21 protein-coding genes are annotated in these 18,601 nt (G+C 33.2%); 9 read left to right on the top strand and 12 right to left on the bottom strand.

Annotated elements, in window-relative coordinates; all coding sequences use genetic code 11:
* Nucleotides 1-12 precede the first annotated feature (12 nt).
* Nucleotides 13-663: a response regulator gene (locus TD18_RS09655; RefSeq protein ID WP_040251751.1), complete on the top strand. Its 651-nt coding sequence runs from the start codon at nucleotides 13-15 to the stop codon at nucleotides 661-663.
* A 98-nt stretch (nucleotides 664-761) separates the two neighbouring features.
* Here TD18_RS09655 and coaD read toward each other — a convergent pair whose 3' ends face one another.
* Nucleotides 762-1,217, bottom strand: a complete 456-nt coding sequence (gene coaD, locus TD18_RS09650; protein WP_040251748.1) for a pantetheine-phosphate adenylyltransferase — start codon at nucleotides 1,215-1,217, stop codon at nucleotides 762-764.
* 61 nt (nucleotides 1,218-1,278) lie between these two features.
* Nucleotides 1,279-2,253 carry a D-alanine--D-alanine ligase gene (locus tag TD18_RS09645; protein ID WP_040251745.1) on the bottom strand — a complete coding sequence of 325 codons (975 nt, stop codon included), beginning with the start codon at nucleotides 2,251-2,253 and terminating at the stop codon, nucleotides 1,279-1,281.
* Nucleotides 2,254-2,373: 120 nt separating this feature from the next.
* Here TD18_RS09645 and TD18_RS09640 point away from each other — a divergent pair, with 120 nt between their 5' ends.
* The 6 genes from TD18_RS09640 (at nucleotide 2,374) to yaaA (ending at nucleotide 7,737) form a co-directional block, all read left to right on the top strand.
* Nucleotides 2,374-2,934 (top strand): PASTA domain-containing protein, encoded by a 561-nt coding sequence (locus TD18_RS09640; RefSeq protein ID WP_040251743.1) that lies wholly within the window; start codon nucleotides 2,374-2,376, stop codon nucleotides 2,932-2,934.
* 1 nt (nucleotide 2,935) lies between these two features.
* Nucleotides 2,936-3,973 (top strand): RluA family pseudouridine synthase, encoded by a 1,038-nt coding sequence (locus tag TD18_RS09635; RefSeq protein ID WP_040252016.1) that lies wholly within the window; start codon nucleotides 2,936-2,938, stop codon nucleotides 3,971-3,973.
* 59 nt (nucleotides 3,974-4,032) lie between these two features.
* Entirely contained in the window at nucleotides 4,033-4,218 is a 186-nt protein-coding gene (locus TD18_RS09630; RefSeq protein WP_040251741.1) for a hypothetical protein, read from the top strand.
* Between the two features lie 97 nt (nucleotides 4,219-4,315).
* Nucleotides 4,316-5,491 carry a glycosyltransferase family 9 protein gene (locus tag TD18_RS09625; RefSeq protein ID WP_040251739.1) on the top strand — a complete coding sequence of 392 codons (1,176 nt, stop codon included), beginning with the start codon at nucleotides 4,316-4,318 and terminating at the stop codon, nucleotides 5,489-5,491.
* A 1-nt stretch (nucleotide 5,492) separates the two neighbouring features.
* Nucleotides 5,493-6,872 carry a DUF5672 family protein gene (locus TD18_RS16695; RefSeq protein ID WP_052461115.1) on the top strand — a complete coding sequence of 460 codons (1,380 nt, stop codon included), beginning with the start codon at nucleotides 5,493-5,495 and terminating at the stop codon, nucleotides 6,870-6,872.
* A 106-nt stretch (nucleotides 6,873-6,978) separates the two neighbouring features.
* Complete coding sequence (gene yaaA, locus TD18_RS09615; RefSeq protein WP_040251736.1) at nucleotides 6,979-7,737, top strand: peroxide stress protein YaaA; 759 nt, start codon at nucleotides 6,979-6,981, stop codon at nucleotides 7,735-7,737.
* Here yaaA and TD18_RS09610 read toward each other — a convergent pair whose 3' ends face one another.
* A complete protein-coding gene (locus tag TD18_RS09610; RefSeq protein ID WP_084205900.1) occupies nucleotides 7,738-7,863 on the bottom strand; it encodes a 30S ribosomal protein THX in 126 nt (41 codons plus the stop codon).
* Between the two features lie 83 nt (nucleotides 7,864-7,946).
* Here TD18_RS09610 and TD18_RS09605 point away from each other — a divergent pair, with 83 nt between their 5' ends.
* Nucleotides 7,947-8,606 (top strand): uracil-DNA glycosylase family protein, encoded by a 660-nt coding sequence (locus TD18_RS09605; RefSeq protein ID WP_040251731.1) that lies wholly within the window; start codon nucleotides 7,947-7,949, stop codon nucleotides 8,604-8,606.
* A gap of 21 nt (nucleotides 8,607-8,627) precedes the next feature.
* On the opposite strand, the gene TD18_RS17385 is transcribed toward TD18_RS09605, so the two are convergent.
* The 9 genes from TD18_RS17385 to htpG form a co-directional block, all read right to left on the bottom strand.
* Nucleotides 8,628-8,792: a hypothetical protein gene (locus TD18_RS17385; RefSeq protein WP_162835792.1), complete on the bottom strand. Its 165-nt coding sequence runs from the start codon at nucleotides 8,790-8,792 to the stop codon at nucleotides 8,628-8,630.
* Entirely contained in the window at nucleotides 8,779-9,252 is a 474-nt protein-coding gene (locus TD18_RS09600; protein WP_040251730.1) for a DinB family protein, read from the bottom strand. Before TD18_RS09600 ends, TD18_RS17385 begins: the two co-directional genes overlap by 14 nt.
* 19 nt (nucleotides 9,253-9,271) lie before the next feature.
* Nucleotides 9,272-10,930, bottom strand: coding sequence for a serine hydrolase (locus TD18_RS09595; RefSeq protein ID WP_040251728.1), 1,659 nt, complete (start codon nucleotides 10,928-10,930; stop codon nucleotides 9,272-9,274).
* 248 nt (nucleotides 10,931-11,178) lie between these two features.
* A complete protein-coding gene (locus TD18_RS09590) occupies nucleotides 11,179-11,763 on the bottom strand; it encodes a Crp/Fnr family transcriptional regulator (protein WP_040251725.1) in 585 nt (194 codons plus the stop codon).
* Nucleotides 11,764-11,883: 120 nt separating this feature from the next.
* The gene (locus TD18_RS09585) at nucleotides 11,884-12,963 is read right to left on the bottom strand and encodes a serine hydrolase domain-containing protein (RefSeq protein ID WP_084205893.1); all 1,080 of its coding nucleotides are present in this window, start codon (nucleotides 12,961-12,963) and stop codon (nucleotides 11,884-11,886) included.
* 114 nt (nucleotides 12,964-13,077) lie between these two features.
* On the bottom strand, nucleotides 13,078-13,593 hold the full coding sequence (locus TD18_RS09580) for a DsrE/DsrF/DrsH-like family protein (RefSeq protein WP_052461114.1): 516 nt from the start codon (nucleotides 13,591-13,593) through the stop codon (nucleotides 13,078-13,080).
* Between the two features lie 18 nt (nucleotides 13,594-13,611).
* Nucleotides 13,612-13,926 carry a TusE/DsrC/DsvC family sulfur relay protein gene (locus tag TD18_RS09575; protein ID WP_052461113.1) on the bottom strand — a complete coding sequence of 105 codons (315 nt, stop codon included), beginning with the start codon at nucleotides 13,924-13,926 and terminating at the stop codon, nucleotides 13,612-13,614.
* A gap of 22 nt (nucleotides 13,927-13,948) precedes the next feature.
* Complete coding sequence (gene sqr, locus TD18_RS09570; protein WP_040251717.1) at nucleotides 13,949-15,193, bottom strand: type III sulfide quinone reductase, selenoprotein subtype; 1,245 nt, start codon at nucleotides 15,191-15,193, stop codon at nucleotides 13,949-13,951.
* A 272-nt stretch (nucleotides 15,194-15,465) separates the two neighbouring features.
* A complete protein-coding gene (gene htpG / locus TD18_RS09565) occupies nucleotides 15,466-17,379 on the bottom strand; it encodes a molecular chaperone HtpG (RefSeq protein ID WP_040251714.1) in 1,914 nt (637 codons plus the stop codon).
* 207 nt (nucleotides 17,380-17,586) lie between these two features.
* On the opposite strand from htpG, the gene TD18_RS09560 reads away from it, so the two are divergent.
* Nucleotides 17,587-18,597, top strand: a complete 1,011-nt coding sequence (locus tag TD18_RS09560; RefSeq protein WP_040251711.1) for a 3-oxoacyl-ACP synthase III family protein — start codon at nucleotides 17,587-17,589, stop codon at nucleotides 18,595-18,597.
* The last annotated feature ends 4 nt before the right edge of the window (nucleotides 18,598-18,601 follow it).

Here is an 18,601-nt window from a genome sequence, read left to right as displayed (position 1 = left end):
AAAACCAATTGTATGTCTATTAAGATTGCCATAGTTGACGATAACACCTTTTTAATAAAAGCGGTAAAAGAAAAACTTTCTTTTTTTGATACATTCAATATCAAATGTACAGCAATGAATGGTTCTGATCTTCTGGCTCAAATTGAAGACAATCACAATATTGATTTGATTTTAATGGATATTGAAATGCCTGTGCTCAATGGTATTGAAACGACAGAAATTATCAAGCAAAAGTATCCTCACATCAAAATTATCATGCTTACCGTTTTTGATAATGATGAAAATATCTTTAATGCTATAAAAGCTGGAGCAGATGGTTATTTACTAAAAGAAATCAATGCAAAAGATCTTCATGATGGCATCATTGATACACTAAATGGAGGCGCTGCAATGAATCCTTCTATTGCTTTAAAAACGTTGAAATTACTCAGAAACCCAATGAGTATTGAAAATGAAAAGGACAAGGAAGATATCAAATTAACCAATAGAGAAACTGAAGTATTGGAGCATTTAAGTAAAGGTCTAAATTATATTCAGATTTCTGAAAATCTGATATTGTCCACAGGTACAGTAAGAAAACATATTGAAAATATATACCGTAAACTTCAAGTTCACAACAAATTGGAAGCGGTTCAAAAAGCGAAGAAAAATAATCTTATTTAATATCAGATTAATATTTTTTTGAGTTCAATGGAAGAAATAAAAATTTGTCATTTCGACAGAACGAGGAACACGTGACGAGAAATCTCATGTGTGAAACCTTATTTAAGCGTTACACTTTCAGGAACTAAAACTGTATAATCGCCATTATTTCTGATGACATCTCTCACTATTGAAGACGAAATATAAGAGGTTTGCGCAGCAGTTAATAAAAACACAGTTTCAATTTTAGAGAGTTTTCGATTGGTATGTGCGATTGCTTTCTCAAATTCAAAATCGGCAGGATTTCTTAAACCTCTTAATATAAATTGGGCGTCAATTTCTTTACAAAAATCGATAGTTAAACCTTCATAGGTAACCACTTTAACTTTTGGCTCATTTTTAAAGGCATTCTCGATAAACAATTTTCGTTGCTCAAGTGAGAACATGTAATTTTTGTCGGCGTTTTTACCAATAGCAACAATAACTTCATCAAAAAGCTTGATGCCTCGTTTAATGATGTCATAGTGACCTAAAGTTATGGGATCAAAAGATCCAGGAAATAATGCTCGTTTCATTTGTACCTTCTGCTAAAGCAGAAATATCATTTAAGGTTTGTATTACAAATATAAATATTAATTATTTGAGTGCTTCTTCAATAGCATTTTCAAATAAATCACTTAGACTTATACCTGATTTTGCTGCTTGCTGTGGTAAGATGCTTGCTTCAGTTAAACCTGGAACGGTATTGACTTCCAGAAGGTGAGGTTCTCCATTTTTAAAAATGTATTCACTTCTGCTAAACCCTTTTAATTTTAGAACGTCATATACTTTTTTTGCCGTGTTTCTTACCTTTTCAGCAAGGTCATCATCAATACGAGCGGGAGTAATTTCTTGAGATTCTCCTAAGTATTTAGCTTTATAATCGAAGAAATCATTGTCTGAAACGATTTCAGTTATAGGTAACACAGTAACTTTTCCTTTATAAGTAATCACACCAACAGAAACTTCAACACCATCTAAATAAGATTCTATAATCACTTCATCATCTTCTTTAAAGGCAACATCTAAAGCGTTGAGAAGTTCTTCTTTTCTATAAACCTTTGTAATTCCGAAGCTACTTCCAGCACGATTGGCTTTAACAAAACAAGGTAATCCTACTTTGTTAACGATGGCTTCTTCGTCTATATGATCTCCTAAATTGACAAAATAAGATTCAGCTGTTTTGATGCCATAAGGTTTTAAAGTGCTTAAGCAATCGCGTTTATTAAACGTTAAAGCAGCCTGATACATACCACAACTAGTGTGAGGCATATTCAATAGTTTAAAATAGCCTTGCATAAAACCATCTTCGCCAGGAGAACCATGTATGGCATTAAACACACAATCGAAATTGATTTTAGTTTCATTGACACGAACAGAAAAATCATTTTTATCAATTTCAAATTCCTCGTTAAAATCATTCACAAAAACCCATTTGTTTTTAAAAATATGAATGCGATATGCATTGTATTTATTTTTATCAAGAGATTTGTAAACGACTTGTCCACTTTTAAGGGAGATTTCATATTCACTTGAATAACCTCCCATGATGATGGCTATATTTTTTTTCATTATGCCTAATTTGTTTTACAAACAATAAAACTAAAGAATTATCAGTTAAGCTAAAATACCAAATAAACACATAAGTAAACGCTTTCGTTTTTATATATTTGTCAACAGTTAAATTATGACATGAGTTTTATCAAATTTATAACCAGCAAAACATTTTTTAAACAATTAGCACTAGCAATTGTGGCCATCATTGTTCTTGTTTTTTTAATGATGTGGTGGTTGAGAAGTACGACCAATCATGGTGAGTTTATTCAGGTTCCAGATTTAAAAGGAAAAACAATTGAAACCGTAAAGATTGAATTAAGCGATAAAGATCTGGCAATGGAAATTCAAGACTCAGCCAATTTCAATCCTAAATACCCTAAGTATTCGGTTATAGAACAATATCCTGAAGCTGGTAGTCAGGTAAAAGAAAACAGAAAGATTTATTTAATTTTAAATCCGTCAGGCTACCGAAAAGTAGCAGTACCTAATATTGTACGTCGTACATTTCGTCAAGCCAAACCAACCTTAGAAGCCCTTGGTTTTGAAGTTGGTAAAATCACTTATGCTGATGATATTGGTAAAGACGAAGTGCTTGCAATTAAACATAATGGCGAAACCATAAAAGCTGGTGACATGTTGCCTTTAACGTCTAAAATAGATGTTGTATTAGGTAATGGAAATCGTTCATCAAACTAACATGACAACTACAACACAACCAACAGATGCGAATGATGACGAGTTATTCGAACATCATTCTTTTGTTGCCGATAAAGGTCAGGCACCTCTTCGTATCGATAAATATTTAATGAATCGTATTGAAAATGCCACTCGTAATAAAATTCAGGCAGCAGCAAAAGATGGCAGTATTTATGTTAATGGAACTCCTGTAAAATCTAATTATAAGGTAAAACCTTTAGATAAGATTCGGGTTCTTTTAGAACATCCACCTTACGAATATTTGCTGACTCCCGAAGATATTGCATTAGATATAGTTTATGAAGATGACCAATTACTAGTGGTAAATAAACCTGCCGGAATGGTTGTGCATCCAGGTCATGGGAATTATTCGGGAACACTGATTAATGCTTTGGTGTTTCATTTTGAAAACTTACCAAATAACAGTAGCGAACGTCCTGGATTAGTACACAGAATTGATAAAGATACCAGTGGATTATTAGTGATTGCTAAGACGGAAAAAGCAATGACACATTTATCGAAACAGTTTTTCAATAAAACTAGTGAGCGTGAATATGTCGCTATAGTTTGGGGAAATATTGAAGACGATGAAGGAACGATTGAAGGTCATATCGGTCGTCATCCTAAAAACCGTTTACAGAACACTGTTTTTGAAGGTGATGATGAAGATAAAGGCAAACCAGCTGTAACACATTATAAAGTTATTGAACGTTTGGGCTATGTAACATTAGTGTCTTGTAAACTAGAAACTGGTCGTACACACCAGATTCGAGTACACATGAAACATATTGGTCACACGTTATTTAATGACGAACGTTATGGAGGAGAACGCATATTAAAAGGCACTACGTTTTCAAAATATAAACAGTTTGTAGATAACTGTTTTAAACTATTGCCAAGACAGGCTTTACATGCGAAAACCTTAGGATTTATGCATCCAACTACTGGAGAGCAGATGCGATTTGACTCGCCCATTCCCGAAGATATGCAGCTATGTATCGAAAAATGGCGTCAGTACGCTAAGCATACAGAGGAATAAATAATACACACAAATTAAAATAAATTGTTATTTTTGTTTAAGGATATTACCACATACACATGAAAAGAAGAGATTTTATAAAGAAGACTGGACAAACATTATTAATTACATCTGTAGCAAGTATTGTAGGTGTTTCATGTTCATCAGATGATGACGATAACGGAATGTTTGATGATGGTTATTACAATGACCAGTATTTTGATGATGGATACTATGATAATGGTTACTACGATGGAGGTTATTAAAACCTGTCCTTTTTAAATAGTTCAAAACTTTAAAATTTTAGTAAACTTCCTTTAAGCATAATGATGCAAGAAGGAAGTTTTTATATTTAAGCAATCTATGTCTGAAGCTAATTCAATAAAAAACACATCAATTCTGGTTTACAAAAGTTATGGAGGCATAGGAGATATTTTTTTTACAATGCCTTCGCTTTATATGCTGAAGCAGAAGTTCAATGTTGTGACTTATGCCACGCAACCAAGATTAGTTAATTTATTCAGAAAACATCTCAAAGGAATCTCTGTAATTGATGAAAATGAGGTTAATGAAGACGATTTTGATGAGGTCATTGAACTAGGTAACTATCCGAAATTTCAAAACGATTTAGAAAAGCGGCCTCAAATTACCTATCATACACATAAGAAAGTGAAGCAACATTCTATTGAGCATTACAAAGATGGTATTGTTGCGCTGTTTCCAGATATTAAAAAATCTAAAAATCAGTATCCATATTTTGAAAAAACCAATTCTGAAGAATTGTATTACACAGTTCATCCAGGAGCAGGATTTTTATTAAAAGCTTGGCCAATTGATTATTATGCGAAACTCATTGAGCATATTCATGAGGATTTTCCTGAGTTAAAAGCAAAAATTATAATTGGTCCGAACGATCCGAACCCTGAGCCTTATTTTACTATTCCGAATTTGAAATATGAACTCATTACAGGTGACATCGATGTTGTTGCAGAAGAAGTCTCTGGAGCATTTTTTCATATTGGAAATGATGCAGGAATCACACATTTAGCTGGTGCTTTTAATATTCCTATATTAACTATTTACGGACCAACCGGACCAGGTTCTTGGGGAGCATTTTCTGAACAGGTTGAGCTTATATGGGGAAAACGAGGAAATTGTGGTTTAAGGTGTAATTATCATGTGATTTTAGCTTGTGAAAATCGAGTTTGTTTAAATAACGTCTCACCGGAAAAAATGATGTTTTTGTTATATCGTTTGTTCAAAAAAATGAATATTAAGCAAACCTTAATTTATAAATTAAACCCAGACTTCAGCTTTATATTTGAAGACGATAGTATCATTTTTCAAAGTAAGGATAATGAGTATCTAATTGATATAAAAGATTCAGAAAGCTTTGCGTTTATGAAACATAATTTAGGTGAAACACATATCAATATTGATACTATTCCATATCAGTTTAGAGATATTTTTCAAGCTCTAATTGAACTTGAGCTGTTTGTGGCTATTCCTGACTTGACTTCTGTAAAACACCAGTATTAGTATGATTAATCTAGATAATGTAACCCTTTTAGGTATTGATTGTATTGACATAGAACGATTGATTTATGCTGCAGATGTCTCTCAGAAAGAAATTAAGTTTAAAGAAGTTAAACTGTTAACACATTTTGAATCTGATGATAATCGAATTGTGAACATTCCAAAAATCAATACGATTGAAGCTTATAGTGAGTTTATGATCAAGCGACTCCATAATTATGTTGATACTGATTTTGTTCTTATCATTCAGTATGATGGTTTTGTTTTAAATCCAAAACAATGGAATCCGAAGTTTTTAAATTATGATTATATAGGTGCTCCAGCAAAATGGGGAATGGGTAATGGAGGCTTTAGTCTTCGCTCAAAAAAACTTCTTGAAATTTTAGCTAAAGACCCACAAATTGAAATTGTTCACCCAGAAGATTATAGTATTTGTAAAACCTATAAAACCTATTTGGAACATAAAGGTATAGAATTTGCTTCGTTGGAAATTGCTCATGAATTTGCGGTAGAGAATGGAATTTGGAATCAACAGTTTGGGTATCACAATGCAGATATTTCTTCTTGGGATATTGATGCCTATACAAATCCCATAAAACACAAAAAATACATTTCTTACTTTAAAGAACATTTTGTGCAATCTAATATTAGACTAACTTATATTGTTCAATATTACTTAGAAGATAACACCTACGATCCCATAAAAGAGCTAATTGAAATTTACAGCACATACAAAGAAGATATTTTGAAACAAATTCATTTTGTATTTGTTGATGATGGTTCAAAAACTCCGATTACGATTGCCGATGATGTTAAACTGAATTATACCTTAGTTCGAATTAATGAAAATATTAAATGGAATCAACCAGGAGCAAGAAATTTGGGTGTTCAGTTTGCTAAGTCTGAAAATATTGTAGTTACTGATTTAGATATCTTTTTCCCAGAAAATTTATTTGAGAGTTTAATCTATTTTCATCCACCAAGAAATTCCATATTTAAATTTATAACCTATGCAGGAATGAAACGAGTTGATCCTCATTTTAATGTGTTTTTTATGAACAAAGAGGTTTTTCTAAGAACAAAAGGTGTTGATGAAGAATTTTCTGGAGCTTATGGTCAGGATGATGTGTTTTTCTATTTTCTTCAAAAAGCAATTGGCACAAAATTTTATATGTATAGTTATTCAAATATTGTGCATAAAGAACATAAGTATTTTGAACATACACAACACAATAAACTGATAAGAGATACCAGTCGAAATCTTGAAATTTTAGATAAGAAGATGAAAATTGTTCGATCTGATGATAGAGATCCTATGGAGGCTAGAAGTGATTTGTATTTGAACTTTACTTGGCAAGTGCTTCAGGAAGGTACAATGGATTAGTTGCTTTTAGGATAAATTCTACTTATTATACTATTGAAATTAAAAAATTCTTATGTTGAATTTTAGTTTCTGTAATCGTAACTTTGAAAATAGAAAATCACAAAGTATGAAATTAGTATTGTCTCCTGCAAAATCATTAGACTACGATAGTAAACTGCCAACAACCAAAACAACGGAAGCTTGTTTTTTAAATGAAGCTGAACGTTTGAATAAATTATTGAAAAAGAAATCGGCTAAAAGCTTATCTAAGCTGATGCATATTTCTGATAATCTCGGACAATTAAACTACGAGCGTAATCAGGAGTGGAGTTTGCCTTTTACTAAGGATAATGCGAGGCAAGCCATTTATGCATTCAATGGTGATGTGTACAGAGGCTTAGATGCTTATACCATCGATACTAAAAAATTAAATCAACTTCAAGACACAGTTCGTATATTATCAGGATTGTATGGTGTTTTAAAACCTCTGGATTTAATTCAGCCTTACCGTTTGGAAATGGGAACAAAATTTCCAGTAGGTAAAAGCAAAAATTTATATGAGTATTGGAGAAAACAAGTGACTGAAGCCTTAAATAAAGAATTGAAAGATGGTGAGCTTTTTTTAAATCTGGCGAGTAATGAATATTTTAAAGCCATAGACACTAAGGTGTTAAAAGTACCAGTGATTGATATCAAATTTCAGGAATTGAAAAACGGTACATATAAAACCATTGGTATTTTTTCAAAATTGGCAAGAGGTTTAATGGCACGCTACATCATTGATACGGATGCAAAAACCTTGGAAGATATCAAAGGGTTTAACTATGATAATTACAGATTTACTGAAAGTTTGTCTTCAGACAAAGAATTAGTCTTTACCAGATAATTACTTGCGTTTATTTGGATTGATTTTATCTTCGGTTCTTGGTCGTTTTTTTATTCTAGGTCGTCGAGTGCCAAAGGTTCCTTTGTGAATTTTTCCTCGTTTTGATTTTTTATCACCTTTTCCCATTGCTCTGTGTTTTACAATCTTTATAAGATAACGAAATTTAATTAAAAGTCCAACTGTCATTTCTGCGAAGTCAGGAATCCATCATGTTCAATCATATACATCCATACCAGCCCTTTATTCAAGAAGATACAACGAAATTAATTGTTGGTACCTTGCCTCCTCCACGTTTTTCGACAGGAGATCTTTTAGAACAAGATGTTGATTTTTGCTACGGAAGCCATTACAACTCACTTTGGTTATTTATTGATAAAATCCATAATCTTAATTTAAGATATGATAATTCGAAAGCCGCTGTTGATGAACGAAAAAATTTTCTCATCAAACATAACATTGGCGTTTGCGACATAGTACAAAGTGCTGAACGCGATAAAATTGATGCTTCAGATTTAGGAATGAAAAACATTAAGCTTAGAAATATAATTCAGTATTTAAAAGTGTATCCAAATATTGATACCTTATTATTTACAGGCGGAAATAGTAAAAATGGTCCAGAATATTTTTTCAGAAAACATATGAAAGCGTTTCATCTGAAGTTAGAAGTTGTATCCAATGAAGTTCCTAGAATTCATAAGTTTGTTTTAGATGATCAGCGAATGATTAAAACGGTTTCATTAACTTCAGGTTCAGGAGCAGCAAATATTTCAATAAGTCGATTGCCGTTGTACAAAAAATTAAAATCTAAAAACCCAGAATTCAATACTTTCGATTTTCGCGTGATGCAGTATCGCGAGTTTTTTTCTTAGCCGTGAAATAGGTTTTTGCAACTAATGATCTTTTTTCTGTTCCTTTTTAACTTTAGCGGAATAGGCTACACCAAGTGCAACCCCTATGCTTAACCATAACGCTAATTTTCCTGTGGCAACACCTATAGCTGTACCAATGGCAACACCTAACACAATTCCAATCGTAGATCTGTTATCTTTTTTCATATATCATTTTTTTAATGAGAGACAATTGACCCAAATGGTAGTAGCTATGTTCAATTAAGCCCTCAATATTTCTTCGGTAGGAACCGTATTTTTCATCTACAAAGACTGATTCTAATTGGTCTTCAGTCATGGATTCAATGTGCTTTGCAAAGACTTCAGTGTTTTTGAAAAAAAGGTTTCTTAAAGACTTCCAGTCGCCTTCAGAAGTAATTCTAGGCGCATCAAAACTATACTTATCTCTAATATCCAAAGAACCTCCTTCAATTACTTGTAAAACACCTTCCACATAATAATTGATATGAAAAGTTAGAACAGCAATGGTATTAATCGTACCTATTTTTTGAGTCGCTTGTAGCCAATTTACATCAGTGAGAAGTTTTTGATAATTGGTGTTAGCAATCCATGTTCCATTTAGAAATAGTTCCCTAAAACGTTGTGCTAATTGCTTAGAAGATTCCATAAGACAAATATACTAGAAGTTATTCAATCTTCTTTGCAGGCATTACTTGTCCGCCTTGTTTTAATGTTAAACTTTCAACGACATCATTGGAGTTTCTGTTAAATGAAACTTCAGCAGCAACTGCTTTTAAAAAGAATTCGTCTTTTTCGGTAGCAAAGATTTCAAACTCAGGTTGACCTGTGGCTTGAGCAAACAATCGATTTTCTCTAACTACAATTGAAATAATGAATGTTGGTTGTAATTCGTATTTTCCTTCATATTGTGATAAGACGTCTACAGGTAAGCTCATTTCTGACTTTTCAGCAGGAGGCGCTTTGTCAATTCCATGGCCAATAAGTGTATTTCCACTGGCTGTGAATTTTGTCATACGTTTTCCGTTTTCCATATAAAAATCATAAGACACATCACCACCATCAAAAATAAAGTTAGTTTCAGTCATTGGATAAATTTGAAGATTTATGCTGCCTTCTCGTTGACTAAATAATTGATTGTCCTTAATTGTAATATGTCTAATCACACCACCATCAAACTCATAAGCGCCAACCCATTTGGCCATTTGCTCTTTACCTAAAGCAATAGCATCTTCTTTCTTCGGAAATGGTTTACCTAAAGCTATGGCAGCTACGTTTGTAGTTATTGCTCCAACATTTCCGCAGTCGCAATTTGTCAAACCTATAATGTACATGTTTTCTTCCGGAAGGAAAATACCGTTTGAAGAGTATCCAAAAATTCCACCAGAATGCTCATAGGTTCTTGAGCCTCTAATGTTTCCTTTTATCCAGCCATAACCATAAGGAATGTCATCGCCATTATCTAATTTAGAACCATTAATAGCTCTGTTTAATGTGTTATTAGAAATTAAGGTGTTCGCACTAATAGCATTTTGCCATTTCAGCAAATCTTCGGTAGTTGACATGATAGAGCCTGCAGCATAAGGTAAGGTTAAGCTTAAATAATCGGCATTTCTAAAACCTGATTCCGTTTCAGAATAACCTCGAGCACGATTTGGAATGATTTGAGTCATACTGCCATAAAACGAATTAGACATGCCTAGCTTGTCAAAAATATTGGCTTTTAAGAAATCGGCATAACTTTGTCCGGAAACGATTTCAATGATATGACCTAAAATAACATAACCTGAATTGTTGTAATTATATTGGGTTCCAGGATCGAATTCCATTGGTTCATTTTTAAACACGTCAATGAGTTCAGTAGGAGTCATATCTGTTCTGGCATGTTGAATAAAACTCGGCATGTTTGTGTAACTTTTTATACCAGAAGTGTGATTTAATAAATGGTGAATTGTAATGGTTTTGCCTTGAGTAGGATAATCTTTGATGTATGTTGTGATGTCGTCATCGACACTCAACTTACCTTGTTCCTCAAGTATTAAGATACTTACAGCCGTAAATTGTTTTGTAATTGAACCAATTTCAAAGACATGATTTGTATTTGCTTTGACATCGTTCTCTAAATCAGCCATTCCTAAACCAGTTTTGTAAATGGTTTTACCATCTTTGGCAACTAGAAGTGATAATCCTGGCGATTCGGTTGTAAAGCCTTGTTCGTCAAGATAAGTGTTAAGTTGCTCGTCAAGATTTTGAGATACAGCAGCTACAGAAACAAATAAAAATGCACAGATGAAGCTTAGTTTTAATGATAGAGAATTGATTGTCATAATGATTGTAGAATTGATTGCTGAAATTTACGATTTTATATAGGACGATTAAAATGATATTAGGTTACAGTATTTTGATTTAATTATTTTAACAGTATAATTTTAAGTCATAAAAAAAGCGCAGGTATTTCTACTTGCGCTTTTTTAGCTATTAATCATTAGGGATTTATAAAGGGGATATTTATTTCCAATTATGCGACAAAGATATATGAATCTAGGAATAAAAAAATTGATGTATGATAAGAAATTTACTGTTTTGCTAACTCTTTTCGAATTCTACTTAGGCTTTCTGTTGTTATTCCTAAATAAGAGGCAATGTGGTAATTTTTAATCGATTTTTCTATATTAGGATATGTTGAAATAAAGTTCAAATAACGCTCTGTTGCTGTTTGTGACAAATTTGAAAGTATGCGTTTTTGGAAAGCGGCATAAGCGTTTTCCAATTTTTTTCTGATAAAGGTTTCCGTTTTAGGAATCTGCGCAAACATATACTCTCGGGCATCTCTTGAAATTTTATAAATTATGGCATCACGTAATACTTCTAAATTCATTATGGCCTTAGATTCTGTGAAAAATGCCGTAAAATCGGTAATCCACCAATCATTTATTCCAAATTGGATAGTGTGTTCTTTTCCTTGACTATCAATGTAGAAAGTTCTTAGGCAGCCATCTAATATGAAATACATGGCATCTACATTGTCACCTGCTTGAATAAGTATAACTCCCTTTTTTAAAACAATCTTCTCCATTGCAGCTTCTATGATCTTTATTTCTGCTTGAGAGAAATTGAGATCTTTGAAAACCTTATATATGACCGTGTTATCAGATCGCATTTTTGAAAAAAACTTAATTCTTACTATAAAATACGTAAAAGCTTTCAAATATGTGTATAAGCAACGATATTCTAATGATAAATTAGGTTATCTGACGTTTTTATGACAAAGTGAAGCTGTTTAGTCTTGCTCTTGCGAAATGTCAATTAATTTTCCGGCAACAGCAGAAACATGTTCTCCAGCTCCAGATGTATTTGATAACACAACAACTACAGTTTTTAGACTGGGTATTACAAACAGTTGTGTTGAGGAACCAGTTTGTGCACCACCATGACCATAAATAGTGCTTTCATTAGGTTGTTTTCCATAAAGGTAAAAACCAAGACCATAACCATTGTTTACTTTTTCTAAACTATGATGTTGCAGCATCAACGCTAGTGTGTCTTCACGAATTAAATCATAATTGAGTAAAGCATTTCCAAAACGTAATATATCTGATGCAGTACTGTACAATCCACCTCCAGGAACGCGATTACTTAGGTTGTTAGGGATGGCTTCTATTAGTTTAAATTGTTTTTGTTTATGATATAGTTCAGAAGAATGCTCTGGTTTTTCATTAAACTTTTCAACGCCTGTATGTGTCATTCCAGCCTTATCCCAAATATAAGTTTTCATGTATGATTCATAAGATAGGCCTGAAACATTCTCAATTAACATTCCGAGTACCACATAGCCATAACTGGTATAAAAGTATTCTGTTCCTGGTTCAAAGCGCAATTTTCGGTCTTTAAAAACGTCATAAGCATCCTTCAGAGTTTCATAATTGATTGTGTTTTCAGCTTCTTTTTTGTTCTTATATGCATTTATTCCAGACGTATGAGATAAAATATGTTTTGTTGTGATTTTGGTTTTTCCTTTTTGAATAAAATCAGAAATGTAGGTGTCAATTGGAAGATCAAGATCTATTTGTCCTTGTTCTACTAATTGCATAACAGCAACCGCTGTCATTGATTTAGCGATAGATGCAATACGAACTTTGGTGTCTACATTGAAACCTTTTTTGTCCTTTTGGTTGGCATATCCAATGGACGATTCCCATAATGTTTGTCCGTTAACCCAATATCCAGCTGATGCCCCAACTACATGGCCATCATTGCTTAAGCTTTTAAATAAGCTGTTTGATATTTCAGTTCTTGATTGAGCGACTAAACACAAGGTGATCATGTTTAGAATAACGAATGTAATAACGAACTTGTTCATGAGCAATTATTTGGAATTTGATTGATGGAAACAAGTTAAGTTTTTTATTAATAACTAGAACCATAAAAACCACCTTGAAGGAACAAAGTGGTTTATTATGTAATCTAGAAGATATTATATAAACATGAGTTGCGTATTGTCTCCTTGTGCACGAGTATAAAAATCACCAACAGTTAAAACACCATCAAGATCATCAATTAAATGTTCCTTTTCAATATGGAACATATCCATAGCTAGTTTACAAGCCCAAAGTTTTGTTCCAGAGGCAGCAAGAATTTCTAAAAACTCCCCAACTGGTGGAATATCAAGCTTTTCCATTTCTGATTTCATCATTTTTGTTGCTAACGCTTCCATACCTGGTAAACCACCAAGAAGAGTAGGAATGTGCATGCCTGGATTGCCAACTGTAGCAACATGTAAATGTTCTAATTTCTTTTTTTGAATGGCTTCTAAGCCAAAGAACGTAAAGAAAATTTCAGATTCTATGCCTTCCATTCTGGCGCCATTAGCAAGAATAAAACATGCGTATACATTATCTATTGTTGCTTTAGAAAGAATCAGCATCATTTTTTTGATGGGTTTTTTATCTTCTGTTTTTTCAGCCGTTGGGTTTGTTATCGTATTTTCCATGATTAATATTTTAATGCGTTAGATACAGCTTACAGGTTTTGGGATTCCTGCTATTCTGCTTGATATTTTTAAAGGGCCTTTTGGAAATAATTGATAGAATTCTTTAATACTCACCACGCCACTTTTTCCTATTTTTCGAATACTCAGAGGCACTTGTTTTTTACATTGATCTCTTAGGTAATCAATGACTTCCCAATGCTTATCAGTCATTTCAATGCCTTCTTCTTTAGCGATTTCTAATCCGATGTCTTTAGTCCATTGATTTAAATCGGTTAAATATCCTTGTTCATTACAAGTAACACAAACTTCGCCATATATTTTTTCTACTACCATTGTTTTAAAATTTAAGTTATGATTAATTTGATTCTTCTAATTCCTTTCCTGCTGTATCCATTTTTGCAGATACAAACGGAATGTGTTTACCTTTGATTAGCATGTTCCAATAAATCCATCGGAAAGCCAATTTTCCCATATGATTCATATGCGTTTCCTTTAATAAACTTAATGGACCAATACCTGGAAATGGAAATGTGCCTTTTACTGGTTCTTGATTGTAATTAAAGTCTATTAATAAAGCTTTTCCATGACCTGTCTCTATGAAGCAATTGGCATGACCATCATATTCTTTTTTAAGGGCTTTTCCTGCTATATATCTCATAATATTATCGGTTAGGATTTCAGCCTCAAAATGTGCGACAGAACCTGCTTTAGATGCAGGAATATTTGTAGCATCGCCAATAGCAAAAATATTGTTTTTTACTTTGGATTGAAGCGTTGCTTTGTCGGTTGGTACAAAATTTAATTCATCACCAAATCCTGAGCGCTCAATCATTGCGTCACCCATATTTGTTGGAACAGTTACCAGGAGATCATAAGAAACTTCTTCACCTCCGTAATCTATGATTTTTTTATGCTCTGCATCGACACGTTCTATATTAAAATCGGGAACAACTTTGATGTTTTTTTGTTTTAACAAATAGTCTAATGCTTCAGTTGCTTTTGGTTTTGTAAATGCTCCAGACATAGGTGTTACATAAGTAATTTCAACTTTATCTCGCATGCCTTTATTAATAAAATAAGAGTCTGCTAAAAAAGCGAATTCCAAAGGTGCCACTGGACATTTAATAGGCATTTCAGAGATATGCACCACAAGTTTCCCGCCTTCCCATTGTCTTAATTTATTGCGTAAGTTTCTTGCGCCTTCAAACGTGTAAAAATCAAATACGCTTTGGTACCAATGATCGCCCAACATGCCTTCAATTTCTTGAGGAGCGATATTAGTGCCTGTGGCAATAATTAAAATATCATATTTTAAAGATGTATCATTTTTAAGCCATACGATATCATTATCCTTATCTATACGTTCAATTTTTGCGTTAATTAAATTAACCCCTTTCGGAATGAACTTATCTATTTTCTTTTTGACATCTTTAGACTTATACAAATCGAAAGGCAGAAATAAAAAGCCAGGTTGATAATAATGGGTTTCTTCCTGATCGACTATAGTTAAATTCCATTCTTTTTTTGGAAGCGTTTTTCTAAGATGATTTGCCATCATTGTTCCTGATGTGCCTGCGCCTAATATGAGTAGCTCTTTCATTATATCTATTTTTATCGGTTTAGGTCATAAGCTGTATGCGTTTACCAATGAATTCAATTGAGACATACAGCTTTTAGTGACTTTATGATTCTTAGCTTCAGTAACTACTTAAAGGTAAATAATCCTCTTTCAAAATAATATGATATATGTCATGCTGGAATGTAACTAGTGTTACGTATTCATTAACAATGAGAAAGTTTTTTAAATAAAAAAGCCACCTCGATTAAAGGCGGCTTAAATTTAAAATGTATATTAATCTCTAGATAATTTAACTACTTTATCATGTCATAACTGCGCTTGATAAAATTAGTTAACTCTTCCCCTTTAAGCAAACCTTGCGATAAGCGCGCTAGGTCTAAACTTTGATTTATTAAACGTTCTTGCTTTTTCTTGGTTTTGGTGTTTAGAATTTCACTAACTAATTCAGAGTTGGTATTCACGATAAGATTGTACATTTCTGGCATGTTACCCATTCCAAACATTCCGCCGCCACCACCTGTTTGTTGCATCTCTTTCATACGACGCATAAATTCAGGTTGGGTAATGATAAACGGACTTGCGTTACTATCCATAGCTTCCAATTGCACCATGAATTTTTCAGAAGAAATCGTTTCCTTTAGTAAGGTATCTAAGGCAGTCTTCTCTTCTTCAGATAATTTAGAAATTGCTGTCTCATCTTTCTTAATTAAATTATCAATGTGATCACCATCAACTCGTGAAAAAGAAATATTTTCTTTCGTAGTCTCTAACTTCTGAATTAAATGCGATACAATTGGTGAGTCTAATAATAAAACCTCATAACCTTTGGCTTTAGCCGACTCGATGTATGAATGTTGTGCATCTTTGTCAGAAGCATACAAGATTACTAGTTTGTCATCTTTATCTGTTTGCTTCGCTTTAATTTTGTTGAATAATTCTTCATAGGTGTAGAATGTGCCATCAACCGTTGGATATAGAGCGAATGCATCTGCTTTTTCAAAGAATTTTTCTTCGGAAAGCATTCCGTATTCGATAACGATTTTGATGTCATCCCATTTCTTTTCAAAATCTTCACGATTAGAATTGAATAAGGATTTCAATTTATCTGCAACTTTACGAGTAATGTAAGATGAGATTTTCTTCACTGCTCCATCAGCTTGCAAATAGCTACGAGAAACATTTAGAGGAATATCTGGAGAATCAATAACACCTCTTAACATCGTTAAAAATTCAGGAACAATGCCTTCCACATTATCGGTTACAAACACCTGATTTTGATACAGCTGAATTTTGTCCTTCTGAATATTCAAATCATTCGTCATCTTAGGGAAATACAAGATTCCTGTTAAGTTAAACGGATAGTCAACATTTAAATGAATATGAAACAAAGGCTCTTCAAACTGCATTGGATACAGTTCTCTGTAGAAATTTTTATAATCTTCATCTTCTAATTCCGTTGGCTGTTTCGTCCATGCTGGATTAGGATTATTGATGATGTTATCAACTGTAATTTGTTTATGAGGCTCAGTGGTTTCCTTGCCGTCTTTATCTTTTGTTGTTTTAGGCGTGAAATCAGGATCGTTAATGTCTTTAGTTCCAAATTTAATTGGAACAGGCATAAACTTGTTATACTTAAGAAGTAATTCTCTAATTCTGGCTTCTTCTAAAAATTCTGTTGAATCTTCGGCAATATGAAGAATAATTTCTGTTCCTCTTTCTGATTTGTCTGAAGCTTCTAAAGTAAATTCTGGTGAACCATCACAGGTCCAATGTGCAGCTGGAGCATCTGTATGAGATTTTGTAATGATCTCAACTTTTTCAGCTACCATAAACGCAGAATAGAATCCCAATCCGAAATGACCAATAATTCCAGAATCTTTAGCCGAATCTTTATACTTATCTAAAAATTCTTCAGCACCAGAAAATGCAACCTGGTTAATGTATTTTTCAACTTCTTCAGCGGTCATCCCTAAACCTTGATCAATGATGTGAAGTTTTTTACCTTCTTTATCAATCTTAACTTCAATTATTGGGCTTCCGTATTCTGACTTCGATTCGCCAATACTAGCTAGATGTTTAAGTTTTAGCGTGGCATCAGTAGCGTTACTAATTAATTCACGTAAAAATATTTCGTGATCGCTGTACAAGAATTTTTTAATGAGCGGAAAAATATTTTCTACCGATACATTAATGTTTCCTTTTGTCATGATATAATTTATTTGTCATTCCTGCGAAGGCAGAAATCTTGTTAATGATTATTTTAATTTACTCACATGTACTAGTCAAAAAAAGTACCAAGACGCATAAGGTGACAAACTGACATTTTTATGATGTTATGCATGCATAACGAATACAGATTGGAATAGGACTTAAATAGTTAAATTTGTAATACTTATTTAATACTAAATTATATTATGTACAATTCCAAGATAATAGGTTTAGGACATTATGTTCCTGACAATGTAGTTACCAATGATGATTTATCCAAAATGATGGATACAAATGACGAATGGATTCAAGAACGAACCGGAATTAAAGAGCGTCGTTGGGCTGTAAAAGGTACAGAAGATACAACAGCTGGAATGGGAGTGAAAGCTGCTAAAATTGCTATTGAACGTTCTGGAATTGATAAAAATGATATCGATTTTATCATTTTTGCAACCTTGAGTCCAGACATGTACTTTCCTGGTCCTGGTGTTCAGGTTCAGCATGCTTTAGATATAAAAACGGTTGGTGCCTTAGATGTTCGTAATCAGTGTTCGGGTTTTGTCTATGCGTTGTCTGTAGCTGACAATTTTATCAAAACAGGGATGTATAGAAATATTTTGGTTATCGGAAGTGAGTTGCATTCTCACGGATTAGATAAAACGACACGAGGACGAGGTGTGACCGTGATTTTTGGTGATGGCGCAGGAGCTGCGGTATTAACCAGAGAAGAAGATTCTTCTAAAGGGATTTTATCTACACATTTACATTCTCAAGGTGAACATGCCGAAGAATTAGTGCTAATTGCTCCAGGTATGGGCAAACGTTGGGTAAGTGATATTCTTGCTGATAACGATCCAAATGATGAAAGTTATTTCCCATATATGAATGGACAATTCGTATTTAAAAATGCAGTGGTTCGTTTTAGTGAAGTGATTATGGAAGGCTTAATGAAAAATAAGCTACAAGTAGATGATATTGATATGCTTATTCCGCATCAGGCGAATTTACGTATTGCACAATTTATTCAGCGTAAATTTAAATTAGAAGATCATCAGGTGTTTAATAATATTCAGAAATATGGAAACACAACTGCTGCTTCCATTCCAATTGCTTTAACTGAAGCCTGGGAAGAAGGTAAAATAAAAGAAGGCGATACAGTGGTGTTGGCTGCTTTTGGTAGCGGATTTACTTGGGGAAGCGTGATTATGAAATGGTAATTCA

It is taken from the genome of Psychroserpens mesophilus (assembly GCF_000826645.1).
In the GTDB taxonomy this organism is placed as follows: domain Bacteria; phylum Bacteroidota; class Bacteroidia; order Flavobacteriales; family Flavobacteriaceae; genus Psychroserpens; species Psychroserpens mesophilus.
Note: the sequence above shows the minus strand (reverse complement) of the source record. Positions and strands in the feature narration are given on the sequence as shown.

Bases quoted from the DNA above. Each gene is read 5' to 3' on its own strand.
- TD18_RS09655 (WP_040251751.1), top strand. From the start codon at position 13: ATGTCTATTAAGATTGCCATAGTTGACGATAACACCTTTTTAATAAAA.
- yaaA (WP_040251736.1), top strand. From the start codon at position 6,979: ATGAAATTAGTATTGTCTCCTGCAAAATCATTAGACTACGATAGTAAA.
- TD18_RS09610 (WP_084205900.1), bottom strand. From the start codon at position 7,863: ATGGGAAAAGGTGATAAAAAATCAAAACGAGGAAAAATTCACAAAGGA.
- TD18_RS09600 (WP_040251730.1), bottom strand. From the start codon at position 9,252: ATGGAATCTTCTAAGCAATTAGCACAACGTTTTAGGGAACTATTTCTA.
- TD18_RS09625 (WP_040251739.1), top strand. From the start codon at position 4,316: ATGTCTGAAGCTAATTCAATAAAAAACACATCAATTCTGGTTTACAAA.
- sqr (WP_040251717.1), bottom strand. From the start codon at position 15,193: ATGAAAGAGCTACTCATATTAGGCGCAGGCACATCAGGAACAATGATG.
- htpG (WP_040251714.1), bottom strand. From the start codon at position 17,379: ATGACAAAAGGAAACATTAATGTATCGGTAGAAAATATTTTTCCGCTC.
- TD18_RS09645 (WP_040251745.1), bottom strand. From the start codon at position 2,253: ATGAAAAAAAATATAGCCATCATCATGGGAGGTTATTCAAGTGAATAT.
- TD18_RS09605 (WP_040251731.1), top strand. From the start codon at position 7,947: ATGTTCAATCATATACATCCATACCAGCCCTTTATTCAAGAAGATACA.
- TD18_RS09595 (WP_040251728.1), bottom strand. From the start codon at position 10,930: ATGACAATCAATTCTCTATCATTAAAACTAAGCTTCATCTGTGCATTT.
- TD18_RS16695 (WP_052461115.1), top strand. From the start codon at position 5,493: ATGATTAATCTAGATAATGTAACCCTTTTAGGTATTGATTGTATTGAC.
- TD18_RS09635 (WP_040252016.1), top strand. From the start codon at position 2,936: ATGACAACTACAACACAACCAACAGATGCGAATGATGACGAGTTATTC.
- TD18_RS09640 (WP_040251743.1), top strand. From the start codon at position 2,374: ATGAGTTTTATCAAATTTATAACCAGCAAAACATTTTTTAAACAATTA.
- TD18_RS09560 (WP_040251711.1), top strand. From the start codon at position 17,587: ATGTACAATTCCAAGATAATAGGTTTAGGACATTATGTTCCTGACAAT.
- TD18_RS09585 (WP_084205893.1), bottom strand. From the start codon at position 12,963: ATGAACAAGTTCGTTATTACATTCGTTATTCTAAACATGATCACCTTG.
- TD18_RS17385 (WP_162835792.1), bottom strand. From the start codon at position 8,792: ATGAAAAAAGATAACAGATCTACGATTGGAATTGTGTTAGGTGTTGCC.
- TD18_RS09630 (WP_040251741.1), top strand. From the start codon at position 4,033: ATGAAAAGAAGAGATTTTATAAAGAAGACTGGACAAACATTATTAATT.
- TD18_RS09580 (WP_052461114.1), bottom strand. From the start codon at position 13,593: ATGGAAAATACGATAACAAACCCAACGGCTGAAAAAACAGAAGATAAA.
- coaD (WP_040251748.1), bottom strand. From the start codon at position 1,217: ATGAAACGAGCATTATTTCCTGGATCTTTTGATCCCATAACTTTAGGT.
- TD18_RS09575 (WP_052461113.1), bottom strand. From the start codon at position 13,926: ATGGTAGTAGAAAAAATATATGGCGAAGTTTGTGTTACTTGTAATGAA.
- TD18_RS09590 (WP_040251725.1), bottom strand. From the start codon at position 11,763: ATGCGATCTGATAACACGGTCATATATAAGGTTTTCAAAGATCTCAAT.